The sequence below is a fragment of the Nocardia sp. NPDC003183 genome (assembly GCF_053590715.1).
Map to the genome: position 1 here is coordinate 1,659,190 of NZ_JBSFTG010000001.1, position 16,448 is coordinate 1,675,637.

Sequence of the window (16,448 nt, forward strand, 5' to 3'; positions counted from 1 at the left end):
GTTCATCGGCTGCGAGCCGCGAAAGGCTAACCCATAATGCGGGACGTGCGCGGCCGCAGGCGGCGCACCAAGTACTGCAGCGGCATTCAGTTGGGTGGGGTCCTCGTCGTCGGTAGTGCGGCAGGCGTGCCTGGTGTTGGTGCCGACGACGCCAGTACGACCAGGTCCAAACCTGTCGAGCATCGCTCGATGATGTGCAAGGACCAGGTTGATGGTCAAACGGGCGAATCCAACTAGAATGAAAGCGATCATGCCCGTCGATTGATCGCTGGTCCCCCTCTACCGCAACTGTTTTCGCACCGGCAAGCCAAGCGTGGGCGAATTCCGACAAAGGTGACGTGGGCATACCACGCCCGCCAGGAACGGGCCTGGTCGTGGTCGACCGGCTTCGGCACCGGCCGGCGCTCTACGACGCGGTGGTGGTACCGACCGCGCGCATCATGGCGGCAGCCCTGGGTCGACTGGAGAAGGCGGGAAACACGCCGGTCACCGGCGCCGACATCATCGGCGGCCTGACTCCCTGTAACTCGATCGTCGATGAGATTCTCACCGCCCACCCGGATCGGTTGCGCGACATGTGGATCGACTCGTCCAACCCGGCGCACTCGCCACCGGATTCGACGCAGTTCCGCCGGGCGATGCGGGACCTCGAGTTGAGCGTCGTCGTTGACGTCGCCCTCACCGAGACCGCCCAGCACGCCGACTACGTCCTACCGGCGGCCACCCAGTGTTCACGGTTGGGGACCAGCGTGCCGTCCACGATCAAAACCGCCCTACGAGCAAACCGGGCCCTGCGCAGCAGCGCCAAAGCCGGCCCGAGGTCCTCGACTACCCCCGCCGCGGCCGATTTCGAGACTCCGAACACCGCCGCGAGCTGACGCATCGTGAGGTTGGTCCGCCAGTAGGTCGCCACCAGCGACACCCCGGTCCTCGAACGGCAATCCCCATGACCGACCCCGCAAAGGCCGGTCGGCACCCTCGCGCAGCAGCCGGGTGATCAACCGCGCGAACCTGTGTGCCCGCAACCCGGAGAACAACTCCACCATCACCGGATCAGACACCGAGATCACCACCGGAGAGACGATACCGGTTGCTGCCCAACGACTTACGGCGCATCCCTGAGTGAGTAAAGCGGCGCCTTACCAAGCAATGAGGTGGCCGAAGCGCCGACCAGGCCGAGGATGATCGCAGCCCAGTTGGTGTTGCCACCCACGGTGGGGAAACTCGTACTCACTTTCTGTAGCGCGGCCGAGACCATCGTGTTTGCAGCGGTACGACCTCGATGTAGAGGATTATGACGACAATGATCAAGGAGATACGCCTGTATCAAGTTCTTGGCGGTGGCAGACATACAGATCACCAGGAAGAGAACAGGTTAGGCGCGTCGATTCCAGCGAATCACCGAGACAGTTCGGCTATCGCGGAGGCGGTGTCGAGATCGGCGTAGGCAGCCGAATAGCGTTGCGCCAGAGCCAGGGCGATATCGGGACGCTGCCAGAACTCACCCGCGCTCGCGGTGCACAACCACAGGGTGAGTCCGTGCGCCGACGGAAGCTCGGTAGCCGAGTTCAATCTCGATCGGTGTGGGCAGATGGGCGGCGGGCAGGTCGAGTACATCGCGGTAGATACCGAGCAACTCGTCCTCGCCTCGACGGCGGTCCTCGATGGTGAGCGCGCCCTGGAGGAAGTAGCCCAGATCCATCGACCAGTTCCCGCGCCGAGCGACCTGCCAGTCCAGGAAACCCACTTCACCGTCAGCGAGCAGATAGGTGTTACCGATATGGGCGTCGCCGTGCAGTAGCGTCTGCGGGGTACGGGTCAACGTGCGGATGTAGGGCTTCCAGATGTCGTCTATGAGTTCGCCGATACTCAATGCCATGACCTGCGGCGGGGCGTCGGGGCCGAGGCGTTCCAGTGCGGCGGGCAGTGGCGCGATCTCCATCCCGTTCCGACCGATCAGAACCGACGTCGCGTGCCTGGCAAATGTGTCCGCGCCTATGTGCGCTTCACCATCGTCGACGGGCAACCGGGACAGGTGCACGACGACGGCATCGACGATCATATCGCCGTGGTCGACTGCAGCGGGGAATCCGACCCGGAGCCCGCCGCCCGAGCCTGGATGCGGGCCGATCAGTGCGCGCCGTTCGATCTGATCGCCGATCCACCCATCGTGACCACGGTCCTGCGACTGAGCTCGCAGCGTCACCTGCTCTGCACCCGTGCCCATCACCTGGCGCTCGACGGGTTCGGCGCCGTCCGCATACAGCACCTGCTGAGCGGTCACTACACGGCCCTGCTGGAGGGAACCGACCTACCCTCGGCCGCAGTCGATTCGACGGCTGTGCTCACCGCCGCGGAGGAAAGCTACCTGGGCTCGCGGCGCTACGGAACCGACCGCAAATACTGGCGCGAGCAGCTCGCCGGGCTGCCTGCCCCCGTCACCCTCGCGACGCGACCCGGTTCTCCCGATCCGCTGCCGATCCACGCCCGCGCCGAGCTGCCGGCATCGCTGGTCGAGCGACTGCGGACGCGAGCCGACTTCCCCGGCATCGCGCCCGTGCTGGTGGCGGCGTTCGCCGCGTTCCTCGGCAGGCTGACCGACACCGACTCGGTGGCGCTGAGCCTGCCGGTCACCGCGCGCACCACCGCCGCGTTGCGTGCATGCGGCGCCATGACATCGAATATCGTGCCGCTGCGCTGCTCGGGTGACACTGTCGGCACCGCCATCGCTGGCGCGCGTGCCGAGCTGAGCGGGGCACTGCGCCACCAGCGCTATCGCGGTGCCGAGATGGTCCGCGACAGTGGGCGCCGAGCCGAGTCGCTGAGTTTCGGACCGGCGGTCAACATCATGAACTTCCACACGGAACTGATGCTCGGTCCGGCGCGCGGGGTCATCGAACTGCTGTCCACCGGGCCGGTCGAGGATCTCGCACTCAATGTGTATCCGGTGACCGGTTCCGGCTCGCGGATCGAGTTCGAAGCCAACCGTCACCGCTACACCGAGGCCGAGGTCACCACGCGGCTGGACCGGTTCGTCGGCTTCCTGACGGCGTTCGCCGCCGCTGACGACGATGGTCCGATCGACCGGTTGCCGGTCCTCACCGCCGCCGAGGCGAACCTGCTCGTCCCCTGGTGCGGGCCGACGGCGGGTGCACCGGCCACACTGGGTGAGCTGATCGCCGCCGCCGTCGCGGCGAACCCGGACGGCATCGCCGTCGTCTACGGCGAGAAGCGCTGGACCTACCGGGAATTCGACGCGTGGACCGACCGCCTCGCCGGTGCGCTGCAGGCCGCGGGCGCCGGCCCCGAGACCTTGGTCGCGATGGTCATGGAACGGTGCGCCGCCTCGGTCGGCGCGATCTGGGCGATCGCGAAGACCGGGGCGGGCTTCGTGCCGATCGACCTGGGATACCCGGCCGAGCGCATCGCCCACATCCTCGGCGACTGTGGCGCCACCCTCGGCGTCACCGGCATCGAGCACCCGACCGATCTGCCTGACTCGGTGCACTGGACGATCGCCGACCCTGACGCGACGCCGGATGCGGAGCTGCGGCAGCCCGTCTCCGCCCGGCCCGCGCACCCCGCCTACCTCATCTACACCTCCGGTTCCACCGGTGTCCCCAAGGGCGTACTGGTGACCCACGGTGGACTCGCGAACCTGGCCGCCGAGCGCCGCGACCGGTATGCGTTGCGACCCGGAGCCCGCACCCTGCACCACGCCTCCCCTGGTTTCGACATGGCGGTCGGCGAGATCCTGTGCGGACTGGCCGGTGCGGCGACGCTGGTGGTGGCCCCGCGCTATGTGATGGCCGGACCGGACCTGGCCGAACTCATGCGGCGCGAGCGGCTGACCAATGCCATCATCACCCCGGCGGTGCTGGCCACCCTCGACCCCGAAACCCTGCCCGACCTGCATGTCCTCGGCGTGGGCGGGGAGGCGATCAGACCCGATCTGGTCTCGGCCTGGTCGCGAACCCGGTTGATGCGCAACGGGTACGGCCCCACCGAGGCCACCGATATCGCGACCATCGCGGAGCTGACGCCGGACCGGCCGGTGACGATCGGCGCGCCCCTGCGCGGATTTCACGCGCTGGTGCTGGATGCCCGGTTGCGTCCGGTGCCACCCGGCGTCATCGGCGAGCTCTATCTCGGCGGCCCGGCCCTGGCCCGCGGCTACCACGGACGGCACTCGTTGACCGCGGCCCGATTCGTCGCCGATCCGTTCGGCCCGCCCGGCGGACGGGTGTACCGCACCGGTGACCTGGTGACGCTCACCGCCGATGCCGAGCCGGAACTGATCTACCACGGCCGCAGCGACTTCCAGATCAAGGTGCGCGGTCACCGCATCGAGCCGGGCGAGATCGAGACCACGCTCACCGGCCTCCCCGGTGTCGGCCGTACCGCCGTCACCGCACATCAGGACTCCCGGGGCACCCATCTGGTGGCCTACCTGGTGCCGGACGGCCCACTCGAGGTGGAGCGGGTGCGGCTCCAGATCGCCGAGCGGCTGCCCGCGTATCTGCGGCCGAGCGCCTACCTGGTACTCGACACCTTGCCGCTGACCCCCAACGGCAAACTCGACACCCGTCGCCTGCCCGCGCCTGTGTTCGGTCACGACGGTTCCCGGCCCGTCTCGACGGATACCGAGCGGACGGTGGCGGCGGCTTTCGCCGAGGTACTCGCGGTCGAGGTCGCCAAGGCCGAGAGCGACTTCTTCGAACTCGGCGGGACCTCGCTCACCGCGACCACACTCGCGGCGCGCCTCGGCATCGGTGTCCGCACCGTCTTCGACGCACCGACCGTCGCGGCGCTGGCGCTGCGGGTCGAGGATGCCGAGGACCAGGCCGAGGACGCACCGCTGCCGGTGCCCCGGCCCGAACACCTGGCGCCTGCCCCGGCACAGCTGCGGATGTGGCTGCTCAATCAGCTCTACCGGGATTCCTCGGCGTACCACTTGCCGATCGCGTTGCACCTGACGGGATCTCTCGATGTGGCGGCGCTCGATGCCGCTGTGCGAGATGTGGTGGACCGGCACGAGGTGCTGCGCACGGTGTATCCCGCGCCGGGCCGCAGGTGCGCATCCTCACCGTAGACGCGGCGCTGGGCGATGCACCGCTGATCGCGGACGCACTCGACCGGGCCGGGCTGGACGCCGAACTCGCGGTGGCGGTCGCCGCGCCCTTCGACGTCACCACCGACGCGCCGATCCGGCTGGCGCTGTGGAATCTCGGTCCCGACGACCACGTGCTGGCGCTGGTCGCCCATCACATCGCCGCCGACGGCTGGTCGCACGGTCCGCTCGTGGCCGACCTGTCCGTGGCGTACACCGCGCGGGCGGCCGGACGGCCACCGCAGTGGGAACCGCTGCCGCTGCAGTACGCCGATTACACGCTGTGGCAGCATCGACGCCTCGGCGATCGACACGATCCGCGGCCCACCGCCGCTCGTCAGCTCGCCCACTGGGCGCAGGCCCTGGACGGCGCGCCCGACCGGCTGCCGCTACCGACCGATCGAGTCCGTGTTCCCGGCTCCGGCAGGCCGGGCGGCACCGGCGCGGTGATCGACTTCGAGATCGGCGCCGACATCGGCGCGGCACTGACCGAGCTGGCTCACCGGCACAACGCGACGCCCTTCATGGCCGGTTACGCGGCGTTCGCCGTGCTGCTCGGTGACCTGGCCGGGATCGCGGACGTGACGGTCGGGACCCCCGTCGCGGGCCGTGGCCACCCTGCCCTCGACCGCTTGGTCGGCATGTTCGTGAACACCCTGCCACTGCGCCTGGCCCTCGATCCGCGAGAGCATTTCACCATGCTGCTAGCGCGCCAGCGAGGTCGCGCTCGCCGGGCTCGACAACGCCGACGTTCCCTTCGATCACATCGTCGAAGCGGTGAATCCGCCGCGCGACAGCACCAGACACCCGCTGTTCGAGGCCGTGTTCTCCTACGAGAACCTGCCCCCTTCGCCCACGCTCGATCGCGGCGGGCTGACCGTGAACGCCCTCGATATCCCCTGGGAAACAACGCATTTCGACCTGACCTTGACGCTGCGTGAGCATTCGAGCACGGGCGGACTGACGGCGAGCCTGCGCTACGCCACCGGTCTCTACGACGCGGCGACGGTGGCCGGGTTCGCGGCGCGGTTCCTCGAGATCCTGACAGCGATCGCCGCACATCCCGACGCGACTGTCGCGCAGTTGTCCGGCTCCGTCGCGGCCGGGCTCGCTCTGCCCGAGCGTCCGGAGCGGGACAGCGACGCTGCCGCGGCCGGTGGCGGTGAGCCGGCGACCGTGCGCGAGCTCGCCGTGGCCCAGGTGTTCGCCGATGTGCTGGAACGAGATTCGGTCGCGATCGATGACAGCTTCTTCGATCTCGGCGGCACCTCACTGCTGGTCTTCACCCTCCGATCGGAGCTGCGGAACCGCCTCGACATCGACGCCGACCCCCGCATGCTGTTCGAAGCGCCGACGCCGCGGGCGGTGACGGCGGCCGTGACAGCGGAGTCCGGTGCGGCGGCCGCCGGGCACTGGACCGACATGCTGATCGACGACGCGCGCCTCGACCCCACGATCACAGTGCCGGAAGCGTTTGCGGCGCCACCGATCTCGGCCGACGATGCGCTTCTGACCGGTGCCACCGGTTTCGTCGGTATCCATCTGTTGCGCGAACTGCTCGACCGCACCGACTCGCGCGTCTGGTGCCTGGTCCGCGCCCAGGACGCCGACGACGTGCTCCGCCGCCTCGCAACGACGCTTCAGCGATACGGACTCGGGACCGAGGGGCTCGCGGACCGGGTCGTGCCGCTGCCGGGCGACCTCGCCGCGCCGCGCTTCGGGCTCGCCGCCGATACCTGGGCCGAGCTGGCCGCGCGGATCGAGGTGATCTACCACAACGGCGCCCGCGTGAATCATCTGGAATCCTATGCCGCCCTGCGCCCGGCCAATATCGCCGGAACCGTCGAGATCCTGCGGCTGGCGGTCGACACCCGGGTGAAGGCCCTGCATTTCGTGTCCACCGTGTCGGCCGCGGTCGGTGTCGGGCACACCGGAATCGTCACCGAGAGCACCGCGATCACCGCCGACCAGGTGCCGCGCAATGGGTACCTGGCCACCAAATGGGTGGCCGAGCAGCTGGTCCTCGCGGCAGCCGAACGTGGGTTGCCGGTCGCGGTGCACCGGCCCGGTCTGGTCGCCGGATCGATCAGCAGCGGCGCGAACAGTGCCGATGACGCGTTCTGGACGCTCATCCGGTCGGCCGCTCACCTCGGGGTCGCACCCGACATCGAATCCGCCGACGTCACCTTGGCCCCGGTCGACTACGTGGCACGGGCGCTGGTCACTCTCGCCACCGGCCGGCAGCCGAACACCGAGATCTACCATCTGGTCAACAGCGCGCCCACCAATGTCGGAGACATCCTGAACACCCTGCGCCGCAGCGGTTTTCCGGTCGACACCGTGTCGGTGGCCGATGCCGCCGAGCGATTGGCCGGCCAGATCACGCAGCACGCCGACCTCATGCGCGCCGCGCTCGTCGCCGACAACTACCTCAACGGCGGCGGCGACGCCCTGATCGTCGACGACACCGGCACCCGAGCGGTACTCGCGCAATCGGGTGTGCGTTGCCCGGCCATCGATGCCGCTGTCCTCCAGCGCTACGTCGACGGTTTCATCACCGCGGGTCTGCTCCCGACCCCGGTCGCCGACCCGTCCGAGGTCCGCTAGGCGCAGGAGGCCGGGCCGTGGTCGACGCCGCCGCGGAAGACTGTGCGCCTAAGCGAATCCACCGGCGCGGACCATCCGCGCGTAGAGGTCGTCGGCGCGCATCAACTCTTCGTGCGTCCCGACCGCCCGTACGCTGCCCTCTTCCATCACGACGATCCGATCGGCGTGCCGCACGGTCGACAACCGGTGAGCAATCGTGACGACGGCATGGGTGCGCGCCCGCACGGCGATAGCTTCGACGATCGCCGCCTCGGTCAGGGTGTCGATCTGCGACGTCGCTTCGTCGAGCAGCAGCACGTCGGCGTCACCGAGCATCGCGCGCGCCATCGCGATCCGTTGCCGCTGCCCACCCGAAAGGTCGGTGTCGCGAACGTGGGTGTCCAGACCATTCGGCTGGGCCGCGACGACCGAGTCGAGCCGGAGAATGCGAAGAACCTCGGCCACCTCGTCGTCGGTGGCACTGTGCCGCAGGAACAGCAGGTTGTCACCCAAGGTGCCCGGCACCAAAGGGGATTCCTGCTCGACGTAGGCGATACGCGCGCGAACTTCCCGCATCGTCAGGTTCCGGTAGGCCACACCGCCCACCGAGATCGTCCCGGTGTCGGGTTCGACGAATCGCAGGATCGCCGAGAACACCGTGGTCTTGCCCGCGCCGGACGGTCCCACGATGGCGGTATGGCCGGTCGCGGGAATCCGCAGCGTCAATCCCTTCAACGCGTGCGGCGCATCAGGTGCATAGCGGACCGTGACGGCATCGAAGCGCACGGCGGCGTCGGGCTCGGTGGTCGTCGCCGACGCGGGCTCGTGCGCCACGTCCGCTTCGGAGTGCAGCGTCTCCATCTCCCGGATACGCATGGCGGCCGCAATACCCGACTGCATCGCCGTGATGTGCGTGGTCAGTTCCTGGATCGGTCCCATCAACGTGAACGCGTACAGCAGGAACGCGATCAGCGTCGAGACGGTCAGCGAACCGTTGTCGACGCGCCAGGCGCCGATGGCCAGAATCGCGATGATGGCGCCCTGCACGCCGGTCCACGCGACGGTCCATGCCGTTGCCGAGACGCGCACCGACTCGATCGCGTGGGTCCGGGCGTTGCTCGCGTCGGCGCCGATCAAGGTGGCGATGCGGTGCTCGGCGCGTGCCGCCTTGACCGTGCGCACCGAACGCAGGCTACCTTCCAGCACTCCGCCGAGGCGGCCGAGCGATTCCTGAGTTTGCGCGTCCGCCTTGGCAATTCGCGGCATGAGCGTCCCGAACAGGATGCCGACGACAACGATCGCCAGCACAGTGACACCGAGCAGCATCATGTCGAGCACACCCATGAAGATCACGGTGCCCACCGTCAGGAAGGTGGCGTTGATGATGCCGATCACCGCCGACGACGCGGCCTCCTTCAGCAGCAAGGTGTCTGCCGTGACGCGCGTGACCAACTCGCCTGTGGGACGCGCCTGCACCGACGGAACCGTCGCCCCGAGCAGTCGTCCTACGAGCATCGTGCGTGCGTCGAAGACGATGTTCTCGGCGACAGTCCCGAGCAGAATCCAGTAACCCCACCCGAGTGCGGCGCCGATGACGAGCAGCACCAACAGAGCACCGGTCGGGCCCATGATCGACGCGCCCGTGCCGAGTGCGTCGAGGATCGACTTGGTCACCATCGGCGTCGCCATCACCGTCGCAGAACTGCCGAGGGCGAGGACGAGTCCGATCAGCAGGGTGCGTGTGTGCGGTCGGGCATAGCCGATCAGGACACCCAGGTTCGACATGGTCATCGCTGGAGCGGTATCAGTCGGAGGTGCAATCGTCGTCACCCCCTCAATGGAACAGCATTGTTCCATTTTAGTAAAGTGAATATCCAGGATGGATCTCGCTTATGCTGCACCCGTGGATGTCGAAGAGACCAGTGCCCGCGAACGCACCCGTCGCGCGATTCTCGACGCGGCAGTGGCGACGTTCGCGAAATCGCCCAACGCCTCGCTGACGGAAGTCGCCGCGAAGGCGCGCGTCGGGCGTACGACGCTGCACCGCTACTTTCCCGAACGATCCGACCTGATCACCGCCGTCGGGCGGCTCACCGAGCAGGCCGTGGCCGACGCTGCGAATCGTGCGCGCCTGGCAGACGGGACAGGGCTCGACGCCGTCCTGCGGCTGTGCCAGGCGTACTTCGAACTCAGCGATGTCCTCACGGTCATCTTCTTCACATCCGGCGTGTACGACGAGACCACGTCGTGCCTGTCCGACGACGACGCGATCGCGGCGATAGAGCGGGGGCGCGACGACAGCTCGATCGACGCGGCGCTCGACGCCTCGTGGATCCTGAACATGATGTGGGCGCTGCTGTATGCCGCCGTCGACCACGTCAACCGTGGGTCAGCCAGTCGCATGCACGCACAGACACAGGCGCTGACGAGTCTGCGCAAGGCGATTGGTTCGCCGACGTAACCACCGCCACCCCACCTCGTTGGTCCGATTGCCGTATACCGGTGCAGCCTACCTATTTCTAGTTAGGTTAGGTTAAGTTAACTCCCATGGTTGACTATGCGGTCGAGGCGGAGGGCCTCGTCAAACGGTTCGGCGGGGTGACCGCGCTGGATGGGCTCGGTTTCGCGGTGGAACGGGGCACGATCGCTGGGGTGCTCGGACCGAACGGGGCGGGAAAAACGACAACAATCGATGTACTCACCACCCTGCTGGTTCCCGACGCGGGTCACGCGCGAGTCGCCGGTCACGATGTGGTGGCCGACGCGGGCGCGGTCCGGTCAGTGATCGGCCTGACCGGGCAGTTCGTCGCCCTGGACGAGAACCTGACCGCGCGCGAGAACCTGGTCCTGTTCGGGCGGCTGCTGAAACTGGGACGCCGGCGGGCTGCCGAGCGCGCAGAGGAACTACTGGTCCGCTTCGATCTCACCGAGGCCGCCGATCGGCGCAGCGGTACCTTCTCCGGCGGCATGCGGCGACGGCTCGACCTCGCGGCATCGTTGATCGGCCAACCGGAAGTACTCTTCCTCGACGAACCGACCACCGGTCTCGACCCGCGCAGCCGCGCGGTGCTGTGGGACGTGGTCCGGGACCTGCGCGACGACGGCATGACCATCCTGCTCACCACCCAATACCTGGACGAGGCAGACGAACTGGCCGACCGGATCGTGGTGGTCGACCACGGCCGTGTCATCGCGGACGGCACCGCCGACGAGCTCAAGGACCAAGCCGGAGGTTCGGTCTGCCACGTCACTGCGGCCGAGGGCGACCGCCCCCGGATCGCTGCCGCGCTGGCGGACATGACCGGGCTCGCCGAGCTGAGCGACGGCGTCGCAGTCGCCGCGTCGGGTGCCGCGACGCTGGTCGATGTCGTGCGCAAGCTTGATGCGGCCGAGATCGCCGTCGACGACATCGCCCTGCGCCGCCCCACTCTCGATGACGTGTTCTTCCGCCTGACCGGTCACCCCAGCGTCTCGGGCGAGCCCGAGGAGACCCCGTGACGACCACCGCCACATCGAAAACCGTTGCCACGGTGACCCGTCCATATCCGTCGATGCCAGCCGACACCGCGATCCTGGCCGGTCGCCAGCTGCGGCTGATGAGCAGACGCCCCGCCTCTGTCATCGGCGCCGTGGTGCTGCCGTTGGTCTTCGCCACGATGTTCTACGTCGTGTTCGGCACCGTGGTCGAGCGCCGGATCGGCAGTGATTACGGCCAGTACATGCTGCCCGCGGTTATTCTGCAGGCGATGCTGTTCACGGCCATGTCGGCGGCCATTCTGTCGGTCGAGGACGTGACCGGCGGCATGATCCGCAGGCTCCGCTCCATGGCGGTCTCACCGATCGCCCCGGTACTGGGACTTGTCGGCGCGGAGCTGACCCGTGCGCTGCTGACGATCGCGGTCCTGCTGCCCGCCGGTGCCGTCATGGGCTTCCACCTCGGTGGTGGTGTACTCGCATCGATCGGATTCGTGCTCGTCGCACTGTTTTTCGCTGCGGTGGTGTGCACCGGGTTCATCGCGATCGGTTTCGCGGCAGGCAAGGTGGACTCGGTCCAGGTCATCACCAATGTCATCTTCTTCCCGTTCCTGCTCGTGTCGAACGCTTTCACACCGACCGAGGCGTTCCCGGACTGGTTGCAGCCGTTCGTCGCCAATCAGCCGCTCAGTTGCACCGCAGACGCGCTGCGGGCGCTGGCCGACCCGCAGGCAGCCCTCGCCGGGCCCGTCACGACCGCTCTGCTGTGGTTGAGCGGCGGGTTCGTCGTGTGTGTCGCGCTCGCGGCCAGGGCATATCGGAGGTCATTGTGAACAAAACCCGCACGCCGACGGGACCCCGCCCGCATGTGCTCATCGACGGGTGGGCACTCACCATCCGGGCTATCCGGGTGACGCTGCGCAACCCCGTCCTGCTGATGATGGCGACATTCTTTCCCCTGATCCTGCTGGTGCTGATGACGATGTCGTTCGGCTCGCTGGTCGTTCCCGGCGGAAGCCGGGCCGACTACGTCAACTTCAGCCTGCCGCTGTTCGCCGTGATGGGTATCGCGTTCGCCGGGCTCGGCACCGCCATGACGACGTACGACGATCTGCAATCAGGATTCGACCGCAGGCTACGGGCGATGCCGATCGCTCGAGCGGCCCCGCTGATCGGGCGCATCGCCGGGGATGCGGTGCGCAACCTGATCACCCTGCTCGCGGTGATCGGAGTCGGCTATCTGCTCGGATTCCGTTTCACCGGCGGCACGCTCGGCGTCATCGGCTTCCTCGTGCTGCCGCTGATCTTCGGTACCGGGGTCGCCTGGATGATGGTGGCGATCGCCGTCCACGCCAAATCCGGGGAGGCGGTGGGTTCAGCGCTCAACGCGATCCTGCTGGTGGCTTCGTTCCTGTCGACCGGATTCGTCCCCCGCCAGGATCTGCCCTCGTGGATTCAGCCCGTCGCAGCCGCTAATCCGGTGTCGTCGGTGGTCGAGGTGATGCGCGGGCTGGCGGCATCCGGACCGGTCGCCGCGCCCATGTGGCGCGCGCTGGCGTGGACAGTGGCGCTGACCGTGGTTTTCGGCACGCTCGCCATTCGCGGATACCGCCGACGCTGAACCACGCGCCGAGGCCCCCACTCGACCCGCGTCGCCTTGCCTGTCGTGCCGGCGACGCCCGGAACACATGGGCTCTCCCTGGCCTCCGCTGAGGACCACAACCCCGTCGACAGCCACGTCGTAGCCGCCACATGTGTGTGCCGCGACTGTCGCGACGATCGCCTCGATCACCATTCGTTCTGGGAATGGGCTTCAGGAAGAAACGGCACAACGAATCCTGTACAGATCGAGCGCACATCGCATATCTGCCTGCGTTGCCGATGCGCCGCATCGCTGACATTCACCCGGTGGCCAGGACGGTTCGCGTGCGGGTCCTGGCTCCGTATCGCATCAGCGAACCTGGTGATGAACGCCCGGATCGCTGCGGTGGTGTGGACGATGCGGGTGCGTATCGCGTCCATGTTTCGCCGAAGCTGATACGCCACAGCAGGTTCCGGTTCTGACTCGATACCAGCTCGTTGAAGATGGTGGTGCCGCACGACCGACACTGCGGCCATGTCGACGAGGCCGGCTCATGTCGGCGACGACTCTGCCGAACCCACGACGGGTCACGTTGTTCTTCGGTGGATCCCGCAACACCGTGGTCGCTCGCCACACCCGATTCGCGTTGCCGAATTCGCGAGCTTGGCTGATCCACACGGCAGGCACTCCCCTACTACGCCTTCCAAGTGCGCTCGACTGATCATCGAGTCCCAGCACCTCGACAATCGCCGATTCATCCTTGCAACGGCCACTCCCGACTCGCCACTCAGTCGTCTCGCTGCGGAAGGATGCTTACCGTCGGTTTCGCTATCGCGGCGTGAGCTGGTCTCGCTGCGCGAGGGCGTCGAGGACTTCGTGGGCTACGCGGGTGCCAGATTCGATGGCACCGTCGAGGTAGCCCGGGTGATCGACTGCGGTTTCGGTACCGGCCCAATGGATGTCGCCCACCGGCGTGAACGGCAGTGGCATGAGCGCATCGGTGCCCGGTTCGGGAAGTGCGGTGTAGCCGCCGCCGACGTTGTCGTCGAGATGCCATGCCTTCTCGTGCCAGCTCACCGGCTCGAGGACCTCGGTGCCGAGCTGGGAAATCAGGGGACCGAGGAGGGTTTCGCGCCGAGAGGCGGCGCCGAGCTGGTCGAGTGCGCGTGCGTGCGGGCCGGCTACCAGCATGCACAGGTGGCCGGGACCGTCGGGTGGGCTGGTGTCGAACACCGCGATCCCGGGAGCACCGAGGACCATGATCTGCGCATTCGTGCCTCGGTCTCGCCAGAACGGCCGGTCGAAGACCGCGATCGCTTTGTAGACCGATCCCATGTAGGTGCGGGTAGCAACGGCGACCCGATCGGGCGGCAGGGACGGCTGGAACCTGATGCGGTCCAGCAACGGTGGCGGAATTGTCACCACGATTTTGGTGGCGTGGATCGTCCCCTCGGTAGTAGCGAGGGTGACGCCGTCGGCGCCCGCCACGATCGAGGCGACCCGGTGCCCGAGACGAACACGGGAGCTCAGGTCGTCGGCAAGGCGATCGACGAGGGTACCGACACCTTCGACCAGCAGATCCTCCTGCGCACCACCGGTGGTCGACAGCATGGTCCGCAGTCCGCCCTGCAGGCGGATCAACGTCATCATCGCCTGCACCGACAACCGGTCGAGGTCCGCGGTCCACGAGGTCAGGGCGGCCAGTTCCAGGAGTCGTCGTGGCGTGCGCCCGGGCACCTTGGCCAACCAGTCCGCGACCGTCGTGGTGTCCCACCGCTGGGGCGGATGGATGTGCGACAACGCTTCCAGGCCGAGAAGAAGGCCTACGGTCGCCAGCATCGACGGCGCGCCCAGCGGTACACGGCGAGCACCGTCGAGGATGGTCGGCAGCGACGTGGTGTGCATGCGGAACTGGGTGGCACCGAGCTCGCGGGCCAGCGCGGCGATGCGGTGATGGTGGTGGCCGATCCATTGCCCGCCCAGATCCACGCGTGACCCCAGCGCGGTGGTTTCGCTCATCGCCCGCCCGCCCAACCGGTCGGCGGCCTCGAGCACGAGCACATCGACACCTGCCCGGTGCAGAGCGCGCGCCGCTGTCAGTCCCGCCAACCCTGCCCCGACCACAGCCACCGTTGTGGTCTGAGCCGAACCGGAGGGGCCCTCAGTACGCGTGGAGTCCTCGTGCATCATGTCTGCCTTTCCGGGCGGACGAGACCGCCCTGTCAACAACTGAATCAATCGCAGTGCACCTGTGCCGTGATGGCCTGTGTGCGCGAGCAACAATCGGCGATGGCTGTCATTTGTTCGCCGCAGCGACGGTCAGGCGCTGCGGATCTCTTCGGCGACGCGGTGGCCGGACTCGGTGGCACCGTCGATGTAACCGGGCCAGCGCGTGGCGGTTTCGGTGCCTGCCCAGTGCAGCGGGCCGATCGGGCGGCGCAGTGCGGGTCCGAAGCGGGTCAGCGTGCCGGGCGTGGTGAACGCGCCGTAGCAGCCGCGGCTGTATTCCTCTTCGGCCCAGTCCTTTTCGATGTAGTCGATGGGTTTACGCGCCCGCGGGCCGAAGTACCCGGCCAGATCCTCGAGCACCAGCGCGCGACGGTCGGCCGAGGCCAGCCGGGCGCTGGTGTCGGCGTGGCGGCCCTCGAGGAATCCGACGAGAACGCCGAGGCCACCGCCGAAGGGGGTGTTGTCGAAGACGGTGCCCAGGGCTCGCCGGTCACTGTTGGCCTGGCCGGACCAGCCCTCGGCCCGCCAGAACGGCTCGTCGTAGGCGACATTGACCTTGATCACCCGGCCCATCGGCATCCGCTGCACGAGCTGGTCCCGATCACCGGGCAGACCCGGGGCGAACCGGATCCGGGCGGCCAGTGGCGGCGGCACCGCGATCACGGCACGGCGCGCACGCACCGTCACGCCGTCGGCGCGGACTCGCACTCCGGTGTCGTCCCAATCGATGTCGGTCACCGGACTGTTGAGGACGATCCGGTCCCCGAGTTCCTGGGCCATGGCCAGCGCGATGGTCTGGGTACCGCCCACGATCCGGTCCTGCTGGGCGCCCTGGGCGACGTTGATCAGCGCGTCGAGTCCGCCCGCGGCGCCGATGTAGAAGTTCGCCCACAGCGCCGACATGTCCTCCGGCCCCGCGGAGAACACGGCCTCGGTGATCAATCGGAAGAAGGCTCGCCCGTCGGCGGTGTGGGCGTGGTTACGCAGCCAGGTGTCGAAGGTCTGCGCGTCCAGGGACTCTGCCAGCTCGTACTCCCACGGCGCGGCCCGGGCGACCTTGCGCGCCAACCGGTCCAGCCGCAGCTGCGTCTGGGCGATGTCGAGAAGCGCCAGCGGGTTCACCCGCGGGATACGGCCGGTGTACTCGGAACGGGATCGACCCAGCTCGGCGATGTGACGCCCGACGGTGTGGGTGGGGTAGGTCCGCAGGCCCAGCTCCCCGATCAGCGCCATCACGTGATGCTGGGTCGGACCGACCCACTGCCCACCGACCTCGATCGGCGAGCCACCGGGCAGCTCGGCGTTGAGCAGACGGCCACCCACCCGGTCCCGCGCCTCAAGCACCAGCACCTCAGATCCACTGCCCACCAGGTCACGGGCGGCGACCAAGCCCGCAGCTCCGGCGCCGACGATCACGACGTCCACCGACTTGTCCATAAGCCACATCCTCGATTCACGGCGAATCTG

9 protein-coding genes and 4 pseudogenes are annotated in these 16,448 nt (G+C 68.0%); 8 read left to right on the forward strand and 5 right to left on the reverse strand.

All coding sequences use genetic code 11. The annotated features are described in order from the left end of the window. Positions 1–440: 440 nt before the first annotated feature. Positions 441–686, forward strand: a pseudogene (locus ACWDXS_RS07605) (molybdopterin oxidoreductase family protein); the annotation flags it as partial. Between the two features lie 32 nt (positions 687–718). Here the strand turns inward: ACWDXS_RS07605 and ACWDXS_RS07610 are convergent. Continuing rightward, positions 719–1,046, reverse strand: a pseudogene (locus ACWDXS_RS07610) (transposase family protein); the annotation flags it as partial. A gap of 352 nt (positions 1,047–1,398) precedes the next feature. Then, positions 1,399–1,948 (reverse strand): annotated as a pseudogene (locus ACWDXS_RS07615) (phosphotransferase); the annotation flags it as partial. A gap of 24 nt (positions 1,949–1,972) precedes the next feature. On the opposite strand from ACWDXS_RS07615, the gene ACWDXS_RS07620 reads away from it, so the two are divergent. The 3 genes and pseudogenes from ACWDXS_RS07620 (at position 1,973) to ACWDXS_RS07630 (ending at position 7,717) form a co-directional block, all read left to right on the forward strand. Continuing rightward, a complete protein-coding gene (locus ACWDXS_RS07620) occupies positions 1,973–5,092 on the forward strand; it encodes a non-ribosomal peptide synthetase (RefSeq protein ID WP_449963266.1) in 3,120 nt (1,039 codons plus the stop codon). Positions 5,093–5,163: 71 nt separating this feature from the next. Continuing rightward, positions 5,164–6,478 (forward strand): annotated as a pseudogene (locus ACWDXS_RS07625) (condensation domain-containing protein); the annotation flags it as partial. A gap of 54 nt (positions 6,479–6,532) precedes the next feature. After that, positions 6,533–7,717, forward strand: a complete 1,185-nt coding sequence (locus ACWDXS_RS07630) for a thioester reductase domain-containing protein (protein ID WP_449963456.1) — start codon at positions 6,533–6,535, stop codon at positions 7,715–7,717. A gap of 48 nt (positions 7,718–7,765) precedes the next feature. On the opposite strand, the gene ACWDXS_RS07635 is transcribed toward ACWDXS_RS07630, so the two are convergent. Further along, on the reverse strand, positions 7,766–9,487 hold the full coding sequence (locus ACWDXS_RS07635; protein ID WP_387443977.1) for an ABC transporter ATP-binding protein: 1,722 nt from the start codon (positions 9,485–9,487) through the stop codon (positions 7,766–7,768). A 112-nt stretch (positions 9,488–9,599) separates the two neighbouring features. On the opposite strand from ACWDXS_RS07635, the gene ACWDXS_RS07640 reads away from it, so the two are divergent. The 4 genes from ACWDXS_RS07640 (at position 9,600) to ACWDXS_RS07655 (ending at position 12,791) form a co-directional block, all read left to right on the forward strand. After that, complete coding sequence (locus ACWDXS_RS07640; RefSeq protein WP_449963271.1) at positions 9,600–10,157, forward strand: TetR/AcrR family transcriptional regulator; 558 nt, start codon at positions 9,600–9,602, stop codon at positions 10,155–10,157. 86 nt (positions 10,158–10,243) lie between these two features. Continuing rightward, positions 10,244–11,194, forward strand: coding sequence for an ATP-binding cassette domain-containing protein (locus ACWDXS_RS07645; protein ID WP_378987153.1), 951 nt, complete (start codon positions 10,244–10,246; stop codon positions 11,192–11,194). After that, entirely contained in the window at positions 11,191–12,003 is an 813-nt protein-coding gene (locus ACWDXS_RS07650; protein ID WP_449963276.1) for an ABC transporter permease, read from the forward strand. Before ACWDXS_RS07645 ends, ACWDXS_RS07650 begins: the two co-directional genes overlap by 4 nt. Beyond that, positions 12,000–12,791, forward strand: a complete 792-nt coding sequence (locus tag ACWDXS_RS07655; protein ID WP_387443972.1) for an ABC transporter permease — start codon at positions 12,000–12,002, stop codon at positions 12,789–12,791. Before ACWDXS_RS07650 ends, ACWDXS_RS07655 begins: the two co-directional genes overlap by 4 nt. Positions 12,792–13,580: 789 nt before the next feature. Here the strand turns inward: ACWDXS_RS07655 and ACWDXS_RS07660 are convergent. After that, complete coding sequence (locus tag ACWDXS_RS07660) at positions 13,581–14,939, reverse strand: flavin monoamine oxidase family protein (RefSeq protein WP_449963459.1); 1,359 nt, start codon at positions 14,937–14,939, stop codon at positions 13,581–13,583. A 132-nt stretch (positions 14,940–15,071) separates the two neighbouring features. Further along, the gene (locus ACWDXS_RS07665) at positions 15,072–16,418 is read right to left on the reverse strand and encodes a flavin monoamine oxidase family protein (RefSeq protein WP_449963280.1); all 1,347 of its coding nucleotides are present in this window, start codon (positions 16,416–16,418) and stop codon (positions 15,072–15,074) included. Positions 16,419–16,448 lie beyond the last annotated feature (30 nt).

Bases quoted from the DNA above. Each gene is read 5' to 3' on its own strand.
- ACWDXS_RS07630 (WP_449963456.1), top strand. From the start codon at position 6,533: ATGCTGATCGACGACGCGCGCCTCGACCCCACGATCACAGTGCCGGAA.
- ACWDXS_RS07635 (WP_387443977.1), bottom strand. From the start codon at position 9,487: ATGACCATGTCGAACCTGGGTGTCCTGATCGGCTATGCCCGACCGCAC.
- ACWDXS_RS07645 (WP_378987153.1), top strand. From the start codon at position 10,244: ATGGTTGACTATGCGGTCGAGGCGGAGGGCCTCGTCAAACGGTTCGGC.
- ACWDXS_RS07660 (WP_449963459.1), bottom strand. From the start codon at position 14,939: ATGCACGAGGACTCCACGCGTACTGAGGGCCCCTCCGGTTCGGCTCAG.
- ACWDXS_RS07665 (WP_449963280.1), bottom strand. From the start codon at position 16,418: ATGGACAAGTCGGTGGACGTCGTGATCGTCGGCGCCGGAGCTGCGGGC.